This window comes from Streptomyces sp. NPDC101393 (genome assembly GCF_044767385.1).
GTDB lineage: Bacteria > Actinomycetota > Actinomycetes > Streptomycetales > Streptomycetaceae > Streptomyces.
Genome location: NZ_JBIWNU010000003.1, coordinates 794,184 through 814,833, shown reverse-complemented (window position 1 = coordinate 814,833; position 20,650 = coordinate 794,184). Strand labels below are relative to the sequence as shown.

Genomic DNA, 20,650 nt, shown 5'->3' with positions numbered 1-20,650 from the left:
TGGGCCCTGGGGGGTTTCCGCAATCGTTAGGAAGCTTTCCTACCAGACTTGAAGGATGACGTATACCCGTCAAGCACACCCAACCTCCGGCGCTCCGGGGCGTGTTCGCGCGGTGCCTCGCCTACCGGGTCGCCTCCCGGAGCGGCGCGCGGACACGCCCCGGGGGCGTCGGTCCCGGCCTATCGCTGACCGGGCGTCAGCGCTCCGGCCGCCAGACGTACGGGGTGGTGGTGGCCGCCGCGACCAGGCCCAGCCGGGCGAGGATCGGCCGGCTGCTCTCCAGCGCGTCGACCTGCACGTAACGGAAGCCCTGCGCGGCGGCGAGGGTGGCACGCGCCGCGACCAGCGCCCGGTAGAGGCCCCGGCCGCGCCAGTTGGGGAGCGTCGCGCCACCCCACAGCGACGCGAATTCGGTGCCGGTGTGGTAGCGGATCCAGGCCGCGCAGACCACCTCGCCCGCCAGCGACTCGGCGACCAGCACGGTGCACGGGTCCTCGTCGCCGGACGTCCAGCGCTCCATGGCCGGCGGCAGCCAGCTCCAGTCGTCGCCCCAGACCTCCTCGGCGAGCGTCTGGATGCGGTCGAAGTCACCCCGTGTGGTGACCTCGCGCAGCCGCACCCCCTCCGGCAGTACCGGCTCCGCGGCGACCTCCGACGCCTCCCCGATGACCACCGTCTCCCCCTCGCCGGGCGCGAACCCGGCCGCCACCAGCCGCTCGGGCAGATCGGCGGGCAGGTCGTGGCCGTGGTACTTCCACTCGACCGGCTGGCCCAGTGCCGCGAAATGGTCGCGCTGCGCGGCGATGAAGGCATCCAGCTCCGGCCCGTCCAGCCCGCCAAGATCGCGGTAGAGGATCAGCCCGCCCTGCCCGGGGGCCGTCCTGCGCAGCACCGGGCCGACGCGCTCGGCGCCGCCCGGCCCCGGCGCGAACCCGCGGGCGCGCAACTGTTCGTCGTACGCGGCCCGGTAGGCGGCCGCCCGTCTGTCGTTGTCATGGGTCGTCATCCGCGTCACTTCACCACATGGTGTGGCGCGCGGCGAGCCGATTACGCGGTGCGTCCGGGGGGCCGTGCCGCCGGATCCCGTCCCGTCACCCCAACAGCCCCGCCAGCAGTTCCCGGATCTCCGGGGCCGGGTTGAAGTCGTCGTCGGGGAAGGCGAGTTGGTGCAGTACGACACCGTCGAGGTGGTCGAGGAGGATCCGGCCGTGCCGCTCGGGCGCGCGGGAGCCGAAGCGGCGCACCCACTCCGCGCTCCAGGCGAGCACCGCCTGCCGTCCCCGGGCCAGCGGTGCGCGCAGTTCGGGACGGGCCGCGGCCTCCAGGAACAGCGCGAAGCGGGCGGCCGTGCGGGCGCGCCCGGAGCCGGTGGCGTGCCGGGCGAAGGCGGCCATGGCGTCGGCGAGTTCACCGGGGTCGGCCGGGTCGGTGCCGGCCGCGAAGGTCTCCCATTCGCGGTGCTCCACGGCCTGGAGGTGGTCGACGATGCCGTCGATCAGGGCGCCGCGGTTGCGGAAGTAGTTGGAGGTGGTGCCGGTGGGGACGCCCGCCGCGGCGTCCACGGCCTGATAGGTCAGCCGCCGGGAGCCCTCGGCCCCCAGCACCTCCAGGGCCGCGTCCAGTACCTGTTCCCGCCGTCGTGCCACGCCGTCCGCTCCTCGTCCGTGCCGCGTTGCCTGTTCCCGGCCAATACTACGTTCATAGTGCCCGGCTACTACAAACATAGTACCGTGGCGCCATGGAGTCCTCAGCGATCATCATCGGCGGCGGAATCGGCGGACTCGCCACGGCCATCGCGCTCCGCGCCGGCGGCTGGCAGGTCGAGGTCCGCGAGCGCGCGGACGCGGCGCCGTCCACCGGCACGGCCCTCGGCCTGTGGCCCTCGGCGCTGCGCGCCCTCGACACGCTCGGGGTCGGAGGTGCCGTCCGCGCCCTCGGGCGGCCGCAGACCGGCGGCGCGTTCCTGCGCCCCGACGGCCGCCGCATCGCCCGCATCGACGTGGCGGAGCTGGAGCGGCGTACGGGCGACGCCGTCCACCTGCTCTCCCGCCCCGCGCTCCTCGGCCTGCTGCACGACGCCGCCGGCCCCGGGGTGGTGCGCTTCGGCACACCGGTCGAGGGCGCCCAGCTGCCGGATCTGGAGCGCGCGTACGGCGTGGTCATCGCCGCCGACGGGCTCAACAGCCCCGCCAGGACCGCGCTGTTCGGGCCGTCGTACCGCGCGGTGTACGCGGGCGTGACCGGCTGGCGGGGCACCGTCGACGGCGATACCGGCGCCGTCACCGAGACGTGGGGCGAGGGGCGCCGCTTCGGGATCACCCCGCAGGAGGGCGGCCGGACGAACTGGTTCGCGGCCGGGCCGGAACCGGAGGGCACCCGCTCCCCGGACGGTGAAATCGCCGCCCTGCGTGCCCGCTTCGGCCATTGGCACGCCGGGGTGCGGGACATCCTGGACCGGCTGGGCGAGGGCGAGGTGCTGCGCCATGACCTGTACCGTCTGGACCCGCCGCTGCCCTCCTACGTCCGCGGCCGCACGGCCCTCATCGGTGACGCCGCCCATGCGATGACCCCCGACCTGGGGCGTGGCGCGTGCGAAGCGCTCGTGGACGGCGTGGAGTTGGCGGCCGCGCTGCTCGCCGCGCCGGATGTGCCGGCCGCGCTGCGGGCGTACGACGCGCGCCGCCGTCCGGCGACCCGGAAGCTGGCCAGGGCGGCGCGGGTGATGAGCCGGATGGCGCGGGTGCGGCACTGCACCGGGGTGCGGAACGCCGCGCTCCGGGCGGCCCTGACGCTCGGTGGCCCACCCGCGTAACGCCCACCACCTCCACCTTTCACTCCGCTTATGACCGTTATGCTGCGTTGGCCCTGAAAGTGAGTCAATGTGTGCGCACCGACGGCGCCACGGAGAGGGGTTGCGCGGTGCACCAGCCAGCAGGCGACCCGGACAGCCACGCCCTGGGAGACGCTGCCGCACCCGCCGGCCCGGAGGCCACCGCCACCCCCGGCTTCCCGCCCGAGCCGGCGCTCCGGGCGCGCGACCTGGCCGTCGCCCCGCTCCGGGGCGCGGGCCCGGCCGGCACGCTGCGGCCCGCCGTCGGCCCCGCGCCCATGTGCTTGGCCGAGTACGCCGCCGCCGACCGCGCCGGGGCCGCCGCATGACCGGTCAGCGGCCCCCCGCGAGCCCACCCGCCCCACCGGCCGGCCAGGCCCCGGCGTCGCCGCCCGCCGAAGTCCCGCCGCCGAAACGCCGCTTCACCTTCCCCAGCGCCCTCACCGTCCTGGCCGTCGTCACCCTCGCGGTCTGGGTCCTGGCCTTCTTCCTTCCGCCGGGCACCTACGACCGCAGCGGCGCCGGCAGCCCCGTACAGGGCAGCTACCACCGCGCGCCGTCGACCCAGGGCTTCCTCGACCGCCTGAACGACCTCTTCCTCTCGCCGGTCAACGGCCTCTACGGCATCAGGGACACCACGACCGGCAAGGTCGGTCCGGACCTCACCGGCGACCTGTACGGCAGCGCGGGCGTCTTCCTCTTCGTCCTGGCCATCGGCGCGTTCATCACCGTGGTCTTCTCCACCGGCGCCCTGGACCGCGGCATCGGCCGCCTCGCCCACCGCCTGCGTGACCGCGGCGCGCTCCTGATCGTCGGCGTGATGGCGGTCTTCTCCCTGCTCGGGACCGTCGAGGGCTTCGCCGAGGAGACCCTGGGCTTCTACGGCCTGCTCGTCCCGCTGATGCTCGCGCTGGGCTTCGACCGGCTGGTGGCCACCGGCGCGATCATCCTCGGCGCCGGCGTCGGCGTCCTGTGTTCCACCGTCAACCCCTTCGCCACCGGCGTCGCCTCGTCCGCGGCGGAGATCTCCCTGGGCGACGGCATCGCGCTGCGCTTCGTGATGTGGCTGGTGCTGACCGTCGTCACCATCGCGTACGTCGTCCGCTACGCCCGCCGCGTCCGCGCGTCCCCCGACCGCTCCCTCTGCGGCTTCCTGCCCGGCGACCGGGACCATGCGCAGACCGCGGCCGGCGCGCAGGAACCGCCCGCGCTCACCGGCCTGCACAAGACCGTGCTGGTGACCGTCGCACTGGTCTTCGCGTTCATGATCTTCTCGGTGATCCCCTGGGCCGGAGCCCTCACCGGCGACGCGCAGGCCACTCCCTACGGCTTCGAACTCGGCTGGTCCTTCCCGGAGTTGGCGGCGATGTTCCTGGTCGCCGCGGTACTCGTCGGGATCATCGCGCGGATGGGGGAGCAGAAGCTCAGCTCGACCCTCGTCCAGGGCGCTGCGGACTTCATCTCGCCCGCGCTGGTGATCGTGCTGGCCCGCGGTGTCACCGTCATCATGAACAACTCGCAGGTCACGGACACCGTGCTGCACTCGATCGAGGGCGCCGTCTCCGGCACCCCGTCGGCGCTCTTCGGGGTCATGGTGTTCGTGGTGAATCTGCCGCTGGCGTTCCTGATTCCCTCATCCTCGGGCCACGCCACCCTCGCGATGCCGATCCTCGCCCCGCTCGCCGACTTCGCCGACGTCTCCCGGGCGGTGGTGGTGACGGCCTGGCAGGCCGCCAGCGGCTGGATGAACCTGTGGGTTCCCACCACCGCCGTCGTCATGGGAGGCATCTCCCTGGCCAAGGTCGGCTACGACAGATATCTGCGGTTCGTCTGGCCACTGCTGGCCCTTCTGTCCGTCCTCATCTGCGGCTTCGTGGCCCTGGGCGCGGTGTTCGGCTGACCGCGGCGGGTGCACGGCCGGACGGGGCCGGCCACCGGACGGGGCGAGCGGGGCGCGGCCGCTCAAGGGGCGGCGCCCGGCCGGTCACAGGAAGGGCGTGGGCTCCGTGGCCGTCGGCCGGGGCTTGCAGGTGAAGCCGAGCTGGCGCAGTGCGCGGACGATCTCCCCCGTACTGAAGTCCCGCGGGTCCTGACCGGTGACGATCCGGCCGACCTGCTTGACGGGGTAGGCGGTACTGCCGACAACGACGGAGTCGCCGTCGATCGGCTCCGGTTCGACCGCGCTCATCTTCTGCTCCACCTCGCTCGCCTGGATGTAGAAGAAAACGCCGGCAATGGTGACGCGCATCATGCCTCAACAATGGGTGAGCAGGAATGGAGCCCGAGCACTCAGCCTCTCATGAATCCCGCGTGCCGAAAGGCCCCGGCCAGTGCGGACCGGGGCCTTTCGTACGCCGGTTGCGATGATCACCGCAACCGGTGGTCCGTCAGCCCAGCAGTTCGTACGCCGGCAGCGTCAGGAAGTCCGCGTAGTCGGCGTCAAGGGCGACCTGGAGGAGCAGATCGTGGGCCTGCTGCCACTTGCCGGTGGTGAACGCTTCCTCGCCGACCTCGGCGCGGATGTCGGTCAGGGCCTTGGCGGCGACGGTGCGGACGAGGTCCGCGGTGGCCTTGTCGCCGTTCTCGAAGACCACCCCGGCATCCACCCACTGCCAGATCTGCGAGCGCGAGATCTCGGCGGTGGCGGCGTCCTCCATGAGGCCGAAGATGGCGACGGCGCCCAGGCCCCGCAGCCAGGCCTCGATGTAGCGGGTGCCGACCTGGACGGCGTCGACGAGGCCCTGGTAGGTGGGCTTGGCGTCGAGGGAGTCGATGGCGATGAGGTCGGCCGCCTTGACGTCGACGTCCTCGCGCAGCCGCTCCTTCTGGTTCGGCTTGTCGCCGAGGACGGCGTCGAAGGAGGCGCGGGCGATCGGCACCAGGTCGGGGTGGGCGACCCAGGAGCCGTCGAAGCCGTCGCCGGCCTCCCGGTCCTTGTCGTTCTTCACCTTGGCCAGGGCCTGCTCGTTGGCCTCGGGGTCACGGCGGTTGGGGATGAAGGCCGCCATGCCGCCGATGGCGTGCGCACCGCGCTTGTGGCAGGTGCGGACGAGGAGTTCGGTGTACGCCCGCATGAACGGGGCGGTCATCGTCACCGCGTTGCGGTCCGGCAGGACGAACTTGGCGCCGCCGTCACGGAAGTTCTTGACGATGGAGAAGAGATAGTCCCAGCGGCCGGCGTTCAGGCCGGAGGCGTGGTCGCGCAGCTCGTAGAGGATCTCCTCCATCTCGTACGCGGCGGTGATCGTCTCGATGAGGACGGTGGCGCGGACGGTGCCCTGGGGGATGCCGACGTAGTCCTGGGCGAAGACGAAGATCTCGTTCCAGAGGCGGGCCTCCAGGTGCGACTCGGTCTTGGGGAGGTAGAAGTACGGCCCCTTGCCGAGGTCGAGAAGGCGCTGTGCGTTGTGGAAGAAGTACAGGCCGAAGTCGACCAGCGCGCCGGGGACCGCCCGGCCCTCGAACTGCAAGTGGCGCTCGTCGAGGTGCCAGCCGCGCGGCCGCATGACGACGGTGGCCAGCTCCGCGGCGGGCTTGAGGGCGTAGGACTTACCGGACCGCTCGTCGGTGAAGTCGATCCGGCGCTCGTAGGCGTCGGTCAGGTTGAGCTGGCCGGTGATGACGTTCTCCCAGGTGGGAGCGGAGGCGTCCTCGAAGTCGGCGAGCCAGACCTTGGCGCCCGAGTTGAGCGCGTTGATCGTCATCTTGCGGTCGGTGGGCCCGGTGATCTCCACCCGGCGGTCGTTGAGCGTGGCAGGCGACTCGGCGACCTTCCAGCTGTCGTCCGCGCGGATCTGCGCGGTCTGCGGGAGGAAGTCCAGCGTGCTGGTGCGGGCGATCTCGGCGCGGCGTTCGGCGCGAAGGGCGAGCAGTTCGTCACGGCGCGGTGTGAACCGGCGGTGCAGCTCGGCGACGAAGGCGAGAGCGGCGTCGGTGAGGACCTCGCCCTGCCGTTCGGGGGTGTTGGCGGGGTCGACTTCGACGATGGCCAGCGGGGACGGCGCTGGTGCGGACATGAGCTGTCACTCCATTCAGCGGCGGTGCCTGGCGGCCGCCGGGGCACCCGAGCGGCACGGGGTGCCGCAGGCTCCGGGATACGGTCGCGGGCGCCGTCTGGGTTTCAGGGCGCTTCTGACCAGTGGAGAGTAGTTTCCTTATCGCGGAACTTCAATGGTTTGTTGACGTCGAGATTCTCTGAGTCGACAGAAACCATGATCGAATGGCTCTGAGTGCCACGCCGATCACTCTCCATTACTCCGGTCGGTGGTCCGGGTGGGCCACGTCACGTCGCGGGATCACTCCAGCCGGTGCAGGTCCTCCGGTGTGTCGATGTCATAGGCCTCGGCCACGTCCGAGCACTCGACCAGGCCGATCTCCGCGGCGTGTTGCTGCAGATAGGCGCGCGCCCCCCGATCGCCCTCCGCGCTCGCCGCGATGTCCGCCCACCGCGCGGCGCCGAACAGCACCGGGTGCCCGCGCCGCCCCCCGTAGGCGGCCGATACGAGTGAGGCGTCACCGTCGTACGCGGCGAGCACCCGCGCCACCGCCGCCGGGCCGATGCCCGGCTGGTCCACCAGTGCCACCAGTACCGCGTCCGCCCCCGACCCGGCCAGTGCCGCGAGCCCGGCGCGGAGCGAAGAGCCCATGCCCTGCGCCCAGTCCGGGTTCTCGGACGTGGTGTATGCGGTGAGGTCGGCCCGCTCGCGGACGGCCCCGGCCGCGGCGCCCAGCACGATGTGCACCGGGTCGCAGCCGCCCTCCCGCAGTACCCGCGCGGCGTGTTCGACCAGCGGCCGCCCGCGGTGGTCGAGCAGTGCCTTGGGCCGGCCCCCGAGCCGCCGCCCGCCGCCCGCGGCGAGCAGCAGTCCGGCGACCTTCCCTCCGGGGCGGGGGGTTCCCGGGCGGGGTGGCGCCGACGCCTGTGCGGGCGTGGGGGGTTGTGGTGCGGTGGGCTCCGGTGTCATGGGGCCTGCTTACCTCATCGCGCGGCGGGGCGCGGCATGCCGGTCATGCCGCGCCGCCGGTCGACCGCTGGCGCGGGATCGTCGGCCGCAGTCGGTCGCGGAGTTGGCGCCGCGTCCCCTCGTCGGCCAGCCGGCGTTCGGTGACGTAGCGGTATATGTGATCCACGGTGATCTCCGACGCGTCGGAGAGGCCGTAGGCGCGGCAGATGAGTTGGACGACGCTGATGCGGCGGTGGTTCGGGCCGGTGCCGGGCCCGGAGTTGGACTCCATGTGCGGTCTCCGATTCGGTGATATGCCGGATATTTCCCCGGAAGGGAGAATGCTCCTTCCTGTCCCGCTCCACGCATCGGTTCGCTCACGCCCACGCCAACGGGTGCCAGGGGGAACGCATGTGCTGACGCATGGTCAAGCGCCTTGTGGGCAACGCGCGAGGGGCGGGCGATCTTGTCCCGCCGCCGTCCGGCCGGCCCGCCGCGGAGCCCTCGCGCGCCCGCCCGGAAGAGCCGGCCCTTCGGGCGGCGCCTCGCTTTCCGTGGCCTGGATGTCACGCTGCGGGCCGTGGGCGGATAAGGTTCTGCCCCGTTGCGGACATCGTGGCCCCTGTGCGGAAACGTCGGGCCCTTTTCCTGAGTCGGGGGACGTAGTGGTGAACAGTGTGGATCCGTCCGGGGTTTTCCAGCCGCTGGAAGGTGACGACCCGCAGGTGATCGCGGGCTACCGCCTCCGTGCGAAGCTCGGCGCCGGCGGCATGGGCAAGGTGTATCTCTCCTACACGCCCGGTGGCCGCCCGGTCGCCATCAAGGTGATCCGGCCCGAGTTCAGCGAGGACGCCGAATTCCGCCGCCGCTTCAAGCAGGAAGTGCAGTCCGCGCAGCGCGTCCAGGGGCTGTTCACCGCCCCGGTCATCGACAGCGACGCGGAGGGCGCGAGCCCCTGGCTCGCGACCGCGTACGTCCCGGGCCCCTCGCTCTCCGCGGCCGTCGCCGAACACGGCCGGCTCCCCGTCTCCACCGTGCTGCTGCTGGTGGCCGGAATCGCCGAGGCCCTGCAGGTCATTCACGGCGCGGGCATCGTGCACCGCGACCTCAAGCCGTCCAACGTCCTGCTGGCCGCCGACGGCCCGCGCGTCATCGACTTCGGGATCGCCCGTGCCGCCGACGCCACCTCCCTGACCAGCAGCGGCGTCACCGTCGGCACGCCCACCTTCATGGCGCCCGAGCAGGCGGCCGGCAGCACCATCACCCCGGCCACCGACATCTTCGCGCTCGGCCAGGTCGCCGCGTACGCCGCGATCGGCTCCCCGGCATTCGGCGAGGGCACCTCACACGGAGTGCTCTACCGCATCGTCCACGAGGAGCCGGAACTGACCGGCCTGCCCGACGAGTTGCGCGAGCTGGTCACCCGCTGCCTGACCAAGGACGCCGCCGAGCGGCCGACCGTCGCCGAGGTCATCGCGCTGTGCGGCGCGGCCTCCGGGCAGACCCAGCTGCGCCGTCCCGAGGAGTGGCTGCCCACCGCCGTCGCGGCCGACATCACCACGCGTACCGCCGCCCCCGCGCCCGCGCCGACCCCGCCGCCCCCGCTGGCGGCGCCGACCGCCGGCCCGCCCGCACAGCCGCCCACCCAGCCCGCCGGTCCGCCGGTGGCGCCCGTGCCGACCGCGCTGAACCACCCGCAGACCCCGCCGCCCGGCTTCGGTCCCGCCTACGCGCCGACGGTCACCGGGGCGGCGCCGCTCACACCCACCGCGGGCGGACCCGGCGCCACCGGCCCCATCCCGGTGGGCGCCCCGCAGCCGCCGAAGAAGAAGCGCACCGGCCTGGTCATGGCGCTGGTGCTGGTCGGCCTGCTGGTGTTCGCGGGAGCGGGCGGCGGGGCGGTCTACTACTTCATGAAGGACAGCGGCCAGAAGAAGAGCAACCAGGCCGACGACAAGAAGAAGACCACCGACGCGACCCCCGACTCCGGTGGTGACGCGAGTGCGAGCCCCGGCGCGGAGGGGAACGGTCCCGCCCCGGCGAAGGACCCGGAGCCCGTCGACTTCAAGGGCATCAACCTGCCCGACGAGTACCACCTGTCGATGGCCGACGAGCCGGTGGCGCCGAGCAACGCGGACAACAACAGCGATATCGACTTCGCGTACGAGGACTTCGACTACTCGGACGACCAGGTCAGCACCCAGACCGGCAAGTTGGTGCAGCTCAACCCCGGACAGCAGGGCTCGCTGGACACCTGCCGGGCCGAGACCCGCTTCACCGAGACCATCCTGACCAAGCGCCTCGCCAAGGGCGCGCAGATGTGCCTGACCACCAACTACGGCCATGTCGCGCTGATCACCGTCAAGGGCTACTCGCCGGACGACGACTCCAGCCACTACATGACCGTCGATGTACGGGTGTGGCGCAACGCGGTGGAGCCCGAGGAGACGTCCTGACCGTTCCCCGGCCGACGCCGGTGCGGGCCCCCGGGTGAAGCCACCCGGGGGCCCGCCCGCGTCATCCCCGGCGCCGTGTGATCCGCGGCGTCCGCGTGATCCGCTTTTTTCGCTCTCCGTATGGCGCGATGACCACAGAGTGGCGTTAACTGGCCCGCATTGCGAAACGGGCCGACGTCCTTGGAGCGCGCCGTCGTTGTGGAACAGAGGCAGAGACACAGACGAGTGACCGGGGTCGAGGGTGACCCGCGGGTGACGGAGCTGCGCGGGGCCGTGGCCCGGCTGCGCCGCCAACTGGCCGTACTGCCCGGCGAGTTACCCGATCGAGTGGCCGCCGACGACGAACTGGCCGCACTGGACGCGATGGTGAGTCACGGGCTGCCGGAAGTGCCACGGCTGCGCCGTTCGTTGCTGCTGATCGCCGGCGCGGTCGGCTCCGTCAGCGCGTTGTCGCCCGCGCTGACCGAGGTCCGCGAGGGCATCGACCGCTTCGGTGAGCTGCCGCGCGGACGGTGAACCGATGCGCGGTGTGCGGACGGGGCGCGGACCGAGGCGCCGCGCGCCCCGGTCCGGCCGTCGCTACGTCAGGCGGGCGCCTGGTTGGCGAGCGCGACCGACAGTTGCGCCGCGACGTCCTGCAGCACCGGCACGATCTTGTCCGTCGAGGCCTCCGTCACGCGTCCGGTGGGACCGGAGATGGAGATCGCCGCGGAGGTGGGGGAGTTGGGCACCGGCACCGCGAAGCAGCGGACGCCGATCTCCTGCTCGTTGTCGTCGACGGCGTAGCCGAGCCGGCGCACCTCGGCCAGCGCGTCGAGGAAGCTGTCCGCGTCGGTGATCGTCTTCTCGGTCGCCGCGGGCATGCCCGTACGGCCGAGCAGCGCCCGGACCTCCTCCGGCGGGTGATTGGCGAGCAGTGCCTTGCCCACGCCGGTGGAGTGCGGCAGCACCCGGCGGCCGACCTCGGTGAACATCCGCACCGCGTGCCGGGACGGCACCTGCGCGACGTAGACGATCTCGTCGCCGTCGAGCAGCGCCATGTTGGCGGTCTCGCCGGTCTCCTCGACCAGCCGCGCGAGGAAGGGCCGGGCCCAGGTGCCCAGCAGTCGCGAAGCGCTCTCACCCAGGCGGATCAGGCGGGGGCCGAGCGCGTACCGGCGGTTCGGCTGCTGACGGACATAGCCGCAGGCCACGAGCGTGCGCATCAGGCGGTGGATGGTGGGGAGCGGCAGTCCGCTGGTGCCGGAGAGCTCGCTCAGGCCGACCTCGCCACCGGCGTCGGCCATCCGCTCCAGCAGGTCGAAGGCGCGCTCAAGGGACTGGACGCCACCGCCGTTGCCCGCGGGCTTGGCATCGGCGGCGGAGGTGCTGGCGCTGGACGGCGGCACGTCGCGTTCCTTTCGGGGCAGGTCTGATCGGTCTCGGCCGGTTCGCGCCCACAGGCCGTATCTCCATGACCCGCGGGCTTTCGGGCGCCGGGCCCGATCGGAGCAGCCTACCGGTCCCCTTCCACGGGCACACGATGTATCGCACACTCGTTCGCGCCGGTCAGGGGCCGGTTGTCCCAAGGCGTGAGAAGCCGCGGGCTCCCGGTGCCGATCCCTTGACGGTGCCAGTGGCCATAGCTACGTTCTGCTGCGCGAAATCTACTGTCCATTCTGTGGAATCCTCCAAATCGCTGGAGCGTCATGCGCATTCTCGTCATGAACCCGAACACCACGGCTTCCATGACCGCCTCGATCCGCACCACGGCCACTTCCGCCGCGTCGCCCGGCACCGACATCCTCGCCACCGAACCCCTCTGGGGGCCGGAGTCGATCGAGGGGCACTTCGAGGGCTATCTCAGTGCGGCGGCCGTCCTGGACCGGCTCGCCACCCTCGATGCGCCCTTCGACGCGCTGGTCATGGCCGGATTCGGCGAGCCGGGCCGGGAGGGCGCCCAGGAGCTGCTGGACGTGCCGGTCCTGGACATCACCGAGAGCGCCGCCCAGATGGCGATGATGCTCGGCCATGCCTACGGCATCGTCACCACCCTCGACCGCGCCGTACCGCAGATCCAGGACCGGCTGCTGACCGCCGGACTCCTTCAGCGCTGCGCCGCCGTACGCGGTACCGGGCTCGGTGTCCTGGAGCTGGAGCAGGATCCGGAGCGCACCGTCGAGGTGATCATCGAGACGGCCCGTGAGGTCGTCCGGGCCGGTGCCGAGGTGATCTGCCTGGGCTGCGGCGGGATGGCCGGGCTCCAGGAGAAGGTCGCGGCGGCGCTGGGCGTCCCCGTGGTCGACGGGGTCGCGGCGGCCGTGAAGTTCGCCGAGGCGGTCGTCGGGCTCGGGCTGACGACGAGTGCCTCCCGCAGTTTCGCGCCGCCCCGCCCGAAGGTCATCGGGTCCTGGCCGCTGAGCGCGCATCTGCCGCTGGACCGGGCCGCGGACCGTGCGCCGGACGCTCACTTTTCCCGTTAAACATCAGACATCTGACAACTGGCATCTCACTCTGAGCTCCACCCAACCTGCCTGGGAGGACACGTGACCACAACCCCGCAGCCGCATCCCCGCCTCTTCAACGAGGACCTGGCGCCGGCACCCGAGCGCAAATGGGGCACGTACAGCATTTTCGCCCTGTGGATGTCCGACACCCACGCGATCAGCAACTACGCCTTCGCTGCCAGCCTGTTCGTCCTGGGCCTGCCGGCCTGGGAGGTCTTCCTCTCGCTGCTGGTCGGCATCTCCCTCGTCCACTGGCTGATGAACCGCATGGGCCACGCCGGGCACCGCACCGGCGTCCCCTACCCGGTGCTGGCCCGCGCCAGCTGGGGCGTCTACGGCGCCAATATCCCCGCGCTGTTGCGCGCGGTCATGGCGGTGGCCTGGTACGGCATCCAGACCTGGCTCGCCTCGACCGCGGTGGTCCTGCTGACGCTCCAGATCGCGCCCGGCCTGGACGCCTATCACCACAACTCCGTGCTGGGGCTGTCCACCCTCGGCTGGATCGCGTTCATGGTGATGTGGGGACTGCAGGCCGTCCTGCTGACCCGCGGTATGGAGTTCATCCGCAAGGTGCAGGATTTCGCGACCGGACCGGTGGTCTGGCTGGTCGTCCTCGCCCTCGCCGTGTACCTCGTCGTCAAGGCCGGCGGTGACATCTCGCTGACCCGCAGCCTCACCGGCCTGAGCGGCGCCGAGCAGGGGCGGCAGAGCCTGATCGCGGTCAGTCTGACCGTCGCGACCTTCCTGACCCTGGTCCTCAACTACGCGGACTTCGCCCGCTTCACCCCCGACCACCGCTCCTACCGGCGCGGCAACCTGATCGGGCTGCCGGTCAACTTCACCGCCTTCGCGGTGGTCGCCGTCCTGGTCACGGCGGGCACCATCTCCGTCTTCGGGGAGGCGATCTACGACCCGGTGAAGGTGATCCAGAAGATCGACAACCCGGTGGTCACGGTCATCGGCGCGCTGGCCTTCATCATCGCCACCATCGGCATCAACGTCGTCGCCAACTTCGTCTCGCCCGCGTACGACTTCGCGAACCTGGCGCCGAAGTACCTGGACTTCAAGCGGGGCGGCATGATCACGGCGGTGCTCGCCATCCTCGTGATGCCCTGGAAGCTGTACTCCTCCGCGCTGGTGATCCAGTACTTCCTGGGCGCGCTGGGGGCCTTCCTCGGCCCGCTGGTGGCGATCCTGCTCGTCGACTACTACCTGATCCGCCGCGGCCGGATCGACGTGGACGCGCTCTTCTCCGGCGACAAGGAGGGGAAGTACTACTACCGCAGGGGCTACAACCCGAAGGCGGTCGTGGCCTTCCTGCCCGCCGCCGTGGTCTCCGCCGGGCTCGCCCTGATTCCCGCCTTCGACGGGGTGGCGCCGTTCTCCTGGGTCTTCGGGATGGGCCTCGCCGGGGCGCTCTATGTCCTGGTCAGCCGCCGCGACCGGGTGGTGTCGGGCTCCGGCCCGGTGCCGGAGGAGATCATCCCGTCGCAGGTCAGGGCCGCCTCCAAGGAGGATGTGCTGATCGTCGAGCGGTCCGGGGCGGCCGCTGCGCCGGTGCCGGCCAAGGGGTCTTGACGGGCCGCGGTCCGGAGTGAAGACTCATTCAACAGACTGTTGAAATTCGCAGAGCGTGCTCCGCATCGGGCGGCCCGCCGCGCCCTCGACGGCCGTGGCGCGCCCGTACGGCGCGGGCGACGATGAAGGTGCGCCGACGCGGCCGACGCCGCGGCGCGCACACGACGGTCCACACGCACACGAAGAGATACGAGGAGGGGACCGGGTGTCCGAGGTAGAGCTGGTGCTGCGCTCCACGCGCGTCGTTACGCCGCAGGGGACGCGTGCCGCGTCCGTCACCGTCAAGGACGGGAAGATCGCAGCGGTGCTGCCGCACGACGCCGAGGTGCCGGCCGGGGCGCGGGTCGAGGACGTCGGTGACGACGCCCTGCTGCCCGGCCTCGTGGACACCCACGTACACGTCAACGACCCCGGCCGCACCGAGTGGGAAGGCTTCTGGACCGCCACCCGCGCGGCCGCGGCCGGCGGCATCACCACCCTCGTCGACATGCCGCTCAACAGCCTGCCGCCCACCACCACCGCCGAACACCTCGACATCAAGCGCGATGTCGCCCGCAGCAAGGCGCATATCGACATCGGCTTCTGGGGCGGTGCCATCCCCGGCAACGTCAAGGACCTGCGCCCGCTCTTCGACGCCGGGGTCTTCGGCTTCAAGTGCTTCCTGTCGCCGTCCGGTGTGGACGAGTTCCCCGAGCTCGACCAGGAGCAACTCGCCGCGGCCCTCGGGGAGATCGCCGGCTTCGACGGCCTGCTGATCGTGCACGCCGAGGACCCCGGCCACCTGGAGGCCGCCCCGCAGCCGCACGGCCCCAAGTACGCCGACTTCCTCGCCTCCCGCCCCCGGGTCTCCGAGAACGACGCCATCGCCGGGCTGATCGCCCTCGCCAAGCTGCTGCACGCCAGGGTGCACGTCCTGCACCTGTCCTCCAGCGACGCGCTGCCGCTGATCGCCGCCGCCAAGCGCGAGGGCGTCAAGATCACCGTCGAGTCCTGCCCGCACTTCCTGACCCTGACCGCCGAGGAAGTCCCGGACGGCGCGACGGAGTTCAAGTGCTGCCCGCCGATCCGCGAGGCCGCCAACCAGGACGCGCTGTGGGAGGGCCTGGCCGACGGCACCATCGACTGCGTCGTCTCCGACCACTCGCCCTCCACCGCCGACCTCAAGACCGCCGACTTCGGCGCCGCCTGGGGCGGCATCTCATCGCTCCAGCTCGGCCTGCCCGCCATCTGGACCGAGGCCCGCGAGCGCGGTCACAGCCTCGACGACGTCGTCCGCTGGATGGCGACCGCCCCCGCCGCGCTGGTCGGCCTCCACCAGAAGGGCGCCATCGAGCCCGGCCGGGACGCGGACTTCGCGGTCCTCGCCCCCGAGGAGACCTTCACCGTCGACCCGGCCGCCCTCCAGCACCGCAACAAGATCACCGCGTACGCCGGCAAGACCCTGCACGGCGTCGTGCGCTCCACCTGGCTGCGCGGCCGCCAGATCAACGACGGCGCCACCCTCGCCGAGCCCACCGGCGAACTCCTCGTCCGGCCGCAGCGCCCCTGACCGCCGCCGGCGCCCCGCGGACCGTTCCGGAGGTCCGTCAGGGGCGCCAGCCCGTCGCCGCCGCCCATGGCTCGGCGACCTCGATGACCAGATCCACCACCGGGTCCTTGACGTCGGCATACGCATCGGTGTCGAGGATCCGGTGCGCGAGTTCGCGCTTGAACCGCGCATAGGCCGGCACCGCCTCCGGACGCGCCCGGAACCAGTCACGGAACAGCAGGGCCAGCCGCTCGTTGGGTGAACCCACCACCCGCACATGCAGATTGACGTCCGGCCCCGGGTCGCCGCGCCGGGTCCACAGCCGCTTCCCCACCGCGCGGGATCATCGCTGCGCCCCGCCGGTACGTGATCGGCCTCATGGCGCGAGCGGACGAACCCGGCGGCCGCCAGCGGCCCGTCGAACGTCTCCGCCGCCGCACCGGGATCGCCGTCCAGGAAACGCCGGGTGCCGTCGAGCGGGTCGATGATCCAGCGGCGTCCGGACGATCCCGGGCGCAGCCCGCCCTCCTCGCCGAACACCGCGTCGTCGGGGAAGGCCACCGCCAATTCGCCCCGCACGAAGTTCTCGACCTCCGTGTCGATCCGGGTGACCGCCGTGCCGTCGGTCTTGCGTGCGGCCTGCCGTCCCCCCTCGGCATGGAAGCCCTCGGAGATCATCCGGCCGGCCCGTGCGGCGAGCCGTACGGCGAACTCGTACACGGCACGGTCGACGGGTGGGCCTTGGACGGACCCGGTGGCGGCGGACTTGGGGCCTACACTCCCAGACCGCCGACGACGGTCAGCTCCTGCCCCGTGAACTCACCGGTCAGCAGCGGACGGGCCGCCGCGATGGCCGCCTTCGTCTCCGGCAGCGACAGCGAGGCGTCGTGTTGCTCCTTGGACTCCCACAGCTCGTCGACCCAGATCCGGTCCGGGTCGGTGGCATCGGACACCGCGACCGCGTAGCGCCGGCAACCGGCTGCCCGCAGGCCCTCGGTGCCGCTGAGCAGGATCGCGACGACCTCGTCGCGGTGCCCGGGGCGGGCCTTCATCGTCGCCTGGAAGCCGTACGGCATGAGCTGTCTCCTGGTGGTGTGTGGGCGGATTCGCGGCTGACGGGACGGGGAGCGGTCGCTCAGTCGGCAAGGGCGTTCCAGAACATCAGCTCGTACGCCTGGAGGAGGCGCCCGTAGCGGTGCGCCGTCCCGGACCGTGCCCGGCCGGTGTCGAGGCCGTGCTGGAGGGCCGCGCGGGCCGCGTCGTCGAGGGCCGGCGCGGGTTCGGCGAAGAACGTGAAGAAACCGCGGGCCGATTCGGGGAACGCGTAGTGCTCGCGCATCGCGGTGGCGAGGGTGGCGCAAGAGCCGCCCCACGCCGCGAAGTTGGCGGTCAGGGCGATCACCACGTCGGCAGGTTCGGCGCCCAGGGCGAGGCGCGCCGCATAGGAGGGGTAGGCCTGGCAGCCGGGTCGCGGTGCGTAGTCGGCGATCTGCCCATCCGTCAGCTCGCAGGCGTCCGCCAGCGCCGCCAATTGCTCCATGGCCAGGGTCTCGCCCTGCGCCAGCAGGTCGAAGAAGCCGGCCACCGGCGGATCGCCGTCCGCCCGCCGCGCCAGATGCCGGAAGCTCACACGGTCGGCGGCGATCACCTGATGCTGTTCGAGCGCGAACGTCGCGAACACCGAACGGGGCGCCGCACCGGCCGCGATCCGCGGGACGAGCCGGTTGGCACCGGCATCCGGAGCGAGCGCGCGTACGGCGTCGTCGAGGACGGCCGCGGCGGACGGAACGGGGACGTCGGTCGGTCGGGCCATGGGATCGGACTCCTCCGTGCGCGGTCGCGAGGTCGTCCGGGGCGGCCCGAGGCGGCTACGCGGACAGGCCCGGTACGGCTGAGGTCGGGGTGGCGAGTGCCGCCCAGGGTACGTTCTGCCGGGCGGCAGGGCCGGGTGCGCGGCCGGCGACACGACAACGCGGCACGCCCGGACGAACCGCGCGTGCCGCGTCAGCGAGATGCGGGCAGGCCGCACCCGCCGGCGCCGAGAGGCGGGCGGGAGCGGCCCCCTGACTCAGTGCAGGATCACCTCGTTCACGACGGGCGCCGCCGCCCCGTCCCGCCACGACAGCCGGACGCCCTCGATGGCGCCACCGCCTGCCGGCAGCCGGGTGTGGGCCCCGGACAGCGTGCCGATCGTGCGCCAGACGCCGTCCGCGCGCACCTCGACCTTCGCGGCACCGGTCGGTGCGCCCTCCGGACGCAGCACGACCACGGACCGCGCCGAACGCGCCGCCTCCGGCGTGAACTCCAGTGCCTCCCCGGGCTCCGCGGCCCGCTTCGCCCGGTAGACGGTCGCCGGATCGCCGTCCGCCGCCGACCGCAGTGCGCTGCCGTCCGCGGCCGGCGGACCGCCCGTCACCTTCACCTCATCCGTCCCGGCGACCGCGAACTCCCGGATCACCAGCCAGCTGTCCTGCCCCTGCGTGGCGCGGGCGCGCACATACCTGGCCTTGGCGCCGGCCGGCGGCTCCGCCGTCACCTCCGCCTTGCCGTCGAAGGCCGCCAGCGGCTGCCAGTTCTTGTTGTCCGAGGAGTATTCGAGGACGCCCTTGCGGAGGTAGTCGTCCGGGCTGTTGTCCTTGCCCATCGCCAGCGTGACCGGGCCCAGCGGCCGCTCGGCGTGCAGGTCGAGCCGCACGGTCGCGCCCGCCTTGGGCCCGGCCGCGCTCCAGAAGTACGTGGCGTCATCGCCGTCGGTCATCCGGGAGACGGCATTGCCCTGGTAGGCGGCCAGGTCCGTGGACGCGGCCGGGCGGCCGGTGACACCCAGCGCCCTGTCGTGTGCGGCGATCGCGTCCTCGACGAAGGTGTCCAGCACCCCGTCGGCGACCAGCACCGGAATCTTCTTCCCGGTCAGATCGACATAGACGAACGACCTCGCGGCCTTCACCAGCTCCGGCAGCCGCTGGCGCAGTCGCCAGGCCGTGGCGTCGTCGCCCGCCTTCGTCGCCTCCAGCAGCCGCAGGGCGTCACGCGCCGCGACACCCCACGCGTGGGTCGCGTCCAGCCACGGCTCACTGTCCTTGACGAATCCGCGGTCGGCGAGCCGGTCGCGCAGCACCGCCGGTGCGTCCTGCACGGTGCGCAGCGCCCCGTCCAGCCGTCGCGCGTTGCCGTCCGTCCCGAACTTCTCGATGGCGGCGGCCAGTTCGGGGGACTGCTGCGGATTGAGCGAGGAGGAGTAGTTGGCGTCGGCGAAGGCGCGCAGTGCGCGTGCGGTGCGCGCGTCGCCGCCGGCCAGCTCCTCGATCGCGGCTCCCCAGGAGGCGCGCGCGTCGTACGCCTGGTCGTTCCACGCGTAGTCGGCGACCGTGTGCAGCGCGATCTTGGACGCGGCGGGCTGGATCATCGGATTCGCGGTGATGCCCGCGAGCTGCTCCGGCAGCCCCTTCTGACGGCCGCTGAACGGGCCGAGCAGCAGCCGGTTGGTCACGTAGTCGTTGACCGGGTAGTTGTCCCAGGTCAGTATCGGGTGCCCGAAGACCTCCCGGGCCTGCTTCGCCTGCGTGACGGTCATCGTCGGCGCGATCACGCCGACGCCCGTCCACTCCACGAGCACGTCCTTGTCCAACTGCTCGGCCAGCGCCTTCTTGTACGGCGACGGCTTCACGTCGTAGTACTCGGTCGGCACCATCTGGAGCGGCTCGGCACCCGGATGCTTGGCGATGAACTCCTGGTTGACACGGTTGAGCAGATGCGCCTGCGCGGCGCCGGCCGCCCCGCCACCGGTCCCGAACTTCTCTTTGTCCGCCGCGCAGTTCCACTTCGTGTAGCTGATGTCGTCCAGCGGCACCGCGAAGGTGCGTACGCCGGTGTCCCACAGCGTCTGGAACTTCGCCGTCAGCGCCTGCACGTCCGCTTCGGAGCTGTAGCAGACCGACAGGCCGGGGGAGAGGGCGTAGGTGAACTCCACATGCCGGGCCCGCGCCCGGTCCACCAGCTCCTTGATCTGCGCCAGCTGGTCGGCCGGGTAGGGGTCGCGCCACTTCTCCCGCAGGTAGGCGTCGTCCTTGGGGGAGTAGACGTAGATGTTCATCTTGTGCTCGGCGTAGAAGTCGAGCTGGTCGAGGCGGGCCTCATGTGACCACGGGGTGCCGTAGAAGCCCTCGATGACACCGCGCAGCGGGGTGGCGGGCCAGTCCCGTACGGCGGTGCCCGGCACACGGGCGCCCGGCCGGTCGCGGTGCGGCAGCAGCTGACGCAGCGTCTGGGCGGCGTAGTACGTGCCGGTGGCGTCCCTGCCGGACAGCGCGATCCGGCCATCGCCGACGGCCAGCGCGTAGCCCTCGGCCGGCAGCCCGTCGGCACCCTGGGCACCCAGCCCCTTGAGGGCCGCAGCCGCGCCCGCCCCGTCCACGTAGACGGCCAGCTGCTTGCCGCGCGGCGCCTGCGCGGCCCGTACGACCCGGTCGGCGCCCGCCGCCTTCAGCGACTTCTCGACGAGGTCCAGCGCCTGCGCGTCGGCCTTCGCGCCCGCCACGACGGTGACGGACGGGGTGATGGTGACCCGGTCGTGCCGGGGGCTCACGGACTGCGGGGTGGGGGAGAGCGGCGGCGCTCCGGGTCTGTCCCGGGCGCCGCCCTGGCCGGCGGCTGCCGCGCCGCCGGATGGCCCGGCCATGCCCGTCAGGGGGATCACGGCGAGGGCGACGGCGAGCGCGGTGGCCGCCGCGGTGCGCGAACGGTGCATCCTTCGGTCCTTCCTCGGTGCAGCGAGGTCCATGGACGACTGCGGTGCGGCGAAGCGTGGCGCCGCGTGCGTACGCGGGCGC

The 20,650-nt window shown here is 72.2% G+C and carries 19 protein-coding genes and 1 pseudogene; 8 read left to right on the top strand and 12 right to left on the bottom strand.

Annotated features, from left to right (window positions below; all coding sequences use genetic code 11):
* Positions 1 to 196 precede the first annotated feature (196 nt).
* Entirely contained in the window at positions 197 to 1,006 is an 810-nt protein-coding gene (locus tag ACIRQ7_RS13430) for a GNAT family N-acetyltransferase (protein ID WP_404262273.1), read from the bottom strand.
* Positions 1,007 to 1,091: 85 nt separating this feature from the next.
* Positions 1,092 to 1,646 (bottom strand): TetR/AcrR family transcriptional regulator, encoded by a 555-nt coding sequence (locus ACIRQ7_RS13425; protein ID WP_404262271.1) that lies wholly within the window; start codon positions 1,644 to 1,646, stop codon positions 1,092 to 1,094.
* A gap of 92 nt (positions 1,647 to 1,738) precedes the next feature.
* On the opposite strand from ACIRQ7_RS13425, the gene ACIRQ7_RS13420 reads away from it, so the two are divergent.
* The 3 genes from ACIRQ7_RS13420 to ACIRQ7_RS13410 all read left to right on the top strand — a co-directional run bounded on the left by ACIRQ7_RS13420 (position 1,739) and on the right by ACIRQ7_RS13410 (position 4,730).
* Positions 1,739 to 2,812 carry an FAD-dependent monooxygenase gene (locus tag ACIRQ7_RS13420; protein ID WP_404262270.1) on the top strand — a complete coding sequence of 358 codons (1,074 nt, stop codon included), beginning with the start codon at positions 1,739 to 1,741 and terminating at the stop codon, positions 2,810 to 2,812.
* Between the two features lie 107 nt (positions 2,813 to 2,919).
* Complete coding sequence (locus ACIRQ7_RS13415; protein ID WP_404262269.1) at positions 2,920 to 3,159, top strand: hypothetical protein; 240 nt, start codon at positions 2,920 to 2,922, stop codon at positions 3,157 to 3,159.
* Entirely contained in the window at positions 3,156 to 4,730 is a 1,575-nt protein-coding gene (locus ACIRQ7_RS13410) for a YfcC family protein (RefSeq protein ID WP_404262267.1), read from the top strand. Before ACIRQ7_RS13415 ends, ACIRQ7_RS13410 begins: the two co-directional genes overlap by 4 nt.
* Positions 4,731 to 4,814: 84 nt before the next feature.
* On the opposite strand, the gene ACIRQ7_RS13405 is transcribed toward ACIRQ7_RS13410, so the two are convergent.
* The 4 genes from ACIRQ7_RS13405 to ACIRQ7_RS13390 all read right to left on the bottom strand — a co-directional run bounded on the left by ACIRQ7_RS13405 (position 4,815) and on the right by ACIRQ7_RS13390 (position 8,065).
* Complete coding sequence (locus ACIRQ7_RS13405; protein ID WP_401467549.1) at positions 4,815 to 5,081, bottom strand: SCO5918 family protein; 267 nt, start codon at positions 5,079 to 5,081, stop codon at positions 4,815 to 4,817.
* A gap of 136 nt (positions 5,082 to 5,217) precedes the next feature.
* Positions 5,218 to 6,846, bottom strand: a complete 1,629-nt coding sequence (gene aceB / locus ACIRQ7_RS13400) for a malate synthase A (RefSeq protein ID WP_404262266.1) — start codon at positions 6,844 to 6,846, stop codon at positions 5,218 to 5,220.
* Between the two features lie 279 nt (positions 6,847 to 7,125).
* Positions 7,126 to 7,794 (bottom strand): NTP transferase domain-containing protein, encoded by a 669-nt coding sequence (locus tag ACIRQ7_RS13395; protein WP_404262264.1) that lies wholly within the window; start codon positions 7,792 to 7,794, stop codon positions 7,126 to 7,128.
* Between the two features lie 43 nt (positions 7,795 to 7,837).
* On the bottom strand, positions 7,838 to 8,065 hold the full coding sequence (locus ACIRQ7_RS13390) for a hypothetical protein (RefSeq protein WP_404262263.1): 228 nt from the start codon (positions 8,063 to 8,065) through the stop codon (positions 7,838 to 7,840).
* A gap of 373 nt (positions 8,066 to 8,438) precedes the next feature.
* Here ACIRQ7_RS13390 and ACIRQ7_RS13385 point away from each other — a divergent pair, with 373 nt between their 5' ends.
* Entirely contained in the window at positions 8,439 to 10,229 is a 1,791-nt protein-coding gene (locus ACIRQ7_RS13385) for a protein kinase (RefSeq protein WP_404262261.1), read from the top strand.
* Positions 10,230 to 10,454: 225 nt separating this feature from the next.
* Positions 10,455 to 10,745, top strand: a complete 291-nt coding sequence (locus ACIRQ7_RS13380) for a DUF5955 family protein (RefSeq protein WP_401467537.1) — start codon at positions 10,455 to 10,457, stop codon at positions 10,743 to 10,745.
* A 68-nt stretch (positions 10,746 to 10,813) separates the two neighbouring features.
* Here the strand turns inward: ACIRQ7_RS13380 and ACIRQ7_RS13375 are convergent, their stop codons facing one another.
* Complete coding sequence (locus ACIRQ7_RS13375) at positions 10,814 to 11,617, bottom strand: IclR family transcriptional regulator (RefSeq protein WP_401467534.1); 804 nt, start codon at positions 11,615 to 11,617, stop codon at positions 10,814 to 10,816.
* A gap of 300 nt (positions 11,618 to 11,917) precedes the next feature.
* On the opposite strand from ACIRQ7_RS13375, the gene ACIRQ7_RS13370 reads away from it, so the two are divergent.
* The 3 genes from ACIRQ7_RS13370 (at position 11,918) to allB (ending at position 15,842) form a co-directional block, all read left to right on the top strand.
* Complete coding sequence (locus tag ACIRQ7_RS13370; RefSeq protein ID WP_404262259.1) at positions 11,918 to 12,691, top strand: aspartate/glutamate racemase family protein; 774 nt, start codon at positions 11,918 to 11,920, stop codon at positions 12,689 to 12,691.
* 63 nt (positions 12,692 to 12,754) lie between these two features.
* Positions 12,755 to 14,293: an NCS1 family nucleobase:cation symporter-1 gene (locus ACIRQ7_RS13365; RefSeq protein ID WP_401467528.1), complete on the top strand. Its 1,539-nt coding sequence runs from the start codon at positions 12,755 to 12,757 to the stop codon at positions 14,291 to 14,293.
* Between the two features lie 205 nt (positions 14,294 to 14,498).
* Positions 14,499 to 15,842 (top strand): allantoinase AllB, encoded by a 1,344-nt coding sequence (allB, locus tag ACIRQ7_RS13360; RefSeq protein WP_401467525.1) that lies wholly within the window; start codon positions 14,499 to 14,501, stop codon positions 15,840 to 15,842.
* A gap of 37 nt (positions 15,843 to 15,879) precedes the next feature.
* On the opposite strand, the gene ACIRQ7_RS13355 is transcribed toward allB, so the two are convergent.
* The 5 genes and pseudogenes from ACIRQ7_RS13355 to ACIRQ7_RS13335 all read right to left on the bottom strand — a co-directional run bounded on the left by ACIRQ7_RS13355 (position 15,880) and on the right by ACIRQ7_RS13335 (position 20,568).
* Complete coding sequence (locus tag ACIRQ7_RS13355; protein WP_404262258.1) at positions 15,880 to 16,155, bottom strand: GrpB family protein; 276 nt, start codon at positions 16,153 to 16,155, stop codon at positions 15,880 to 15,882.
* 116 nt (positions 16,156 to 16,271) lie between these two features.
* Positions 16,272 to 16,541: pseudogene (locus ACIRQ7_RS13350) on the bottom strand (inositol monophosphatase family protein); the annotation flags it as partial.
* A gap of 53 nt (positions 16,542 to 16,594) precedes the next feature.
* A complete protein-coding gene (locus ACIRQ7_RS13345) occupies positions 16,595 to 16,897 on the bottom strand; it encodes a putative quinol monooxygenase (RefSeq protein ID WP_404262257.1) in 303 nt (100 codons plus the stop codon).
* Between the two features lie 59 nt (positions 16,898 to 16,956).
* A complete protein-coding gene (locus ACIRQ7_RS13340; protein ID WP_404262255.1) occupies positions 16,957 to 17,634 on the bottom strand; it encodes a transcriptional regulator in 678 nt (225 codons plus the stop codon).
* A gap of 255 nt (positions 17,635 to 17,889) precedes the next feature.
* Positions 17,890 to 20,568 carry a beta-N-acetylglucosaminidase domain-containing protein gene (locus ACIRQ7_RS13335; protein ID WP_404262254.1) on the bottom strand — a complete coding sequence of 893 codons (2,679 nt, stop codon included), beginning with the start codon at positions 20,566 to 20,568 and terminating at the stop codon, positions 17,890 to 17,892.
* Positions 20,569 to 20,650 lie beyond the last annotated feature (82 nt).

What these genes read in the sequence shown, in the direction of transcription:
- ACIRQ7_RS13430 (WP_404262273.1), bottom strand. Translation starts at nt 1,006, where the DNA reads ATGACGACCCATGACAACGACAGACGGGCGGCCGCCTACCGGGCCGCG.
- ACIRQ7_RS13420 (WP_404262270.1), top strand. Translation starts at nt 1,739, where the DNA reads ATGGAGTCCTCAGCGATCATCATCGGCGGCGGAATCGGCGGACTCGCC.
- ACIRQ7_RS13410 (WP_404262267.1), top strand. Translation starts at nt 3,156, where the DNA reads ATGACCGGTCAGCGGCCCCCCGCGAGCCCACCCGCCCCACCGGCCGGC.
- ACIRQ7_RS13405 (WP_401467549.1), bottom strand. Translation starts at nt 5,081, where the DNA reads ATGATGCGCGTCACCATTGCCGGCGTTTTCTTCTACATCCAGGCGAGC.
- aceB (WP_404262266.1), bottom strand. Translation starts at nt 6,846, where the DNA reads ATGTCCGCACCAGCGCCGTCCCCGCTGGCCATCGTCGAAGTCGACCCC.
- ACIRQ7_RS13395 (WP_404262264.1), bottom strand. Translation starts at nt 7,794, where the DNA reads ATGACACCGGAGCCCACCGCACCACAACCCCCCACGCCCGCACAGGCG.
- ACIRQ7_RS13390 (WP_404262263.1), bottom strand. Translation starts at nt 8,065, where the DNA reads ATGGAGTCCAACTCCGGGCCCGGCACCGGCCCGAACCACCGCCGCATC.
- ACIRQ7_RS13370 (WP_404262259.1), top strand. Translation starts at nt 11,918, where the DNA reads ATGCGCATTCTCGTCATGAACCCGAACACCACGGCTTCCATGACCGCC.
- ACIRQ7_RS13345 (WP_404262257.1), bottom strand. Translation starts at nt 16,897, where the DNA reads ATGCCGTACGGCTTCCAGGCGACGATGAAGGCCCGCCCCGGGCACCGC.
- ACIRQ7_RS13340 (WP_404262255.1), bottom strand. Translation starts at nt 17,634, where the DNA reads ATGGCCCGACCGACCGACGTCCCCGTTCCGTCCGCCGCGGCCGTCCTC.
- ACIRQ7_RS13335 (WP_404262254.1), bottom strand. Translation starts at nt 20,568, where the DNA reads ATGCACCGTTCGCGCACCGCGGCGGCCACCGCGCTCGCCGTCGCCCTC.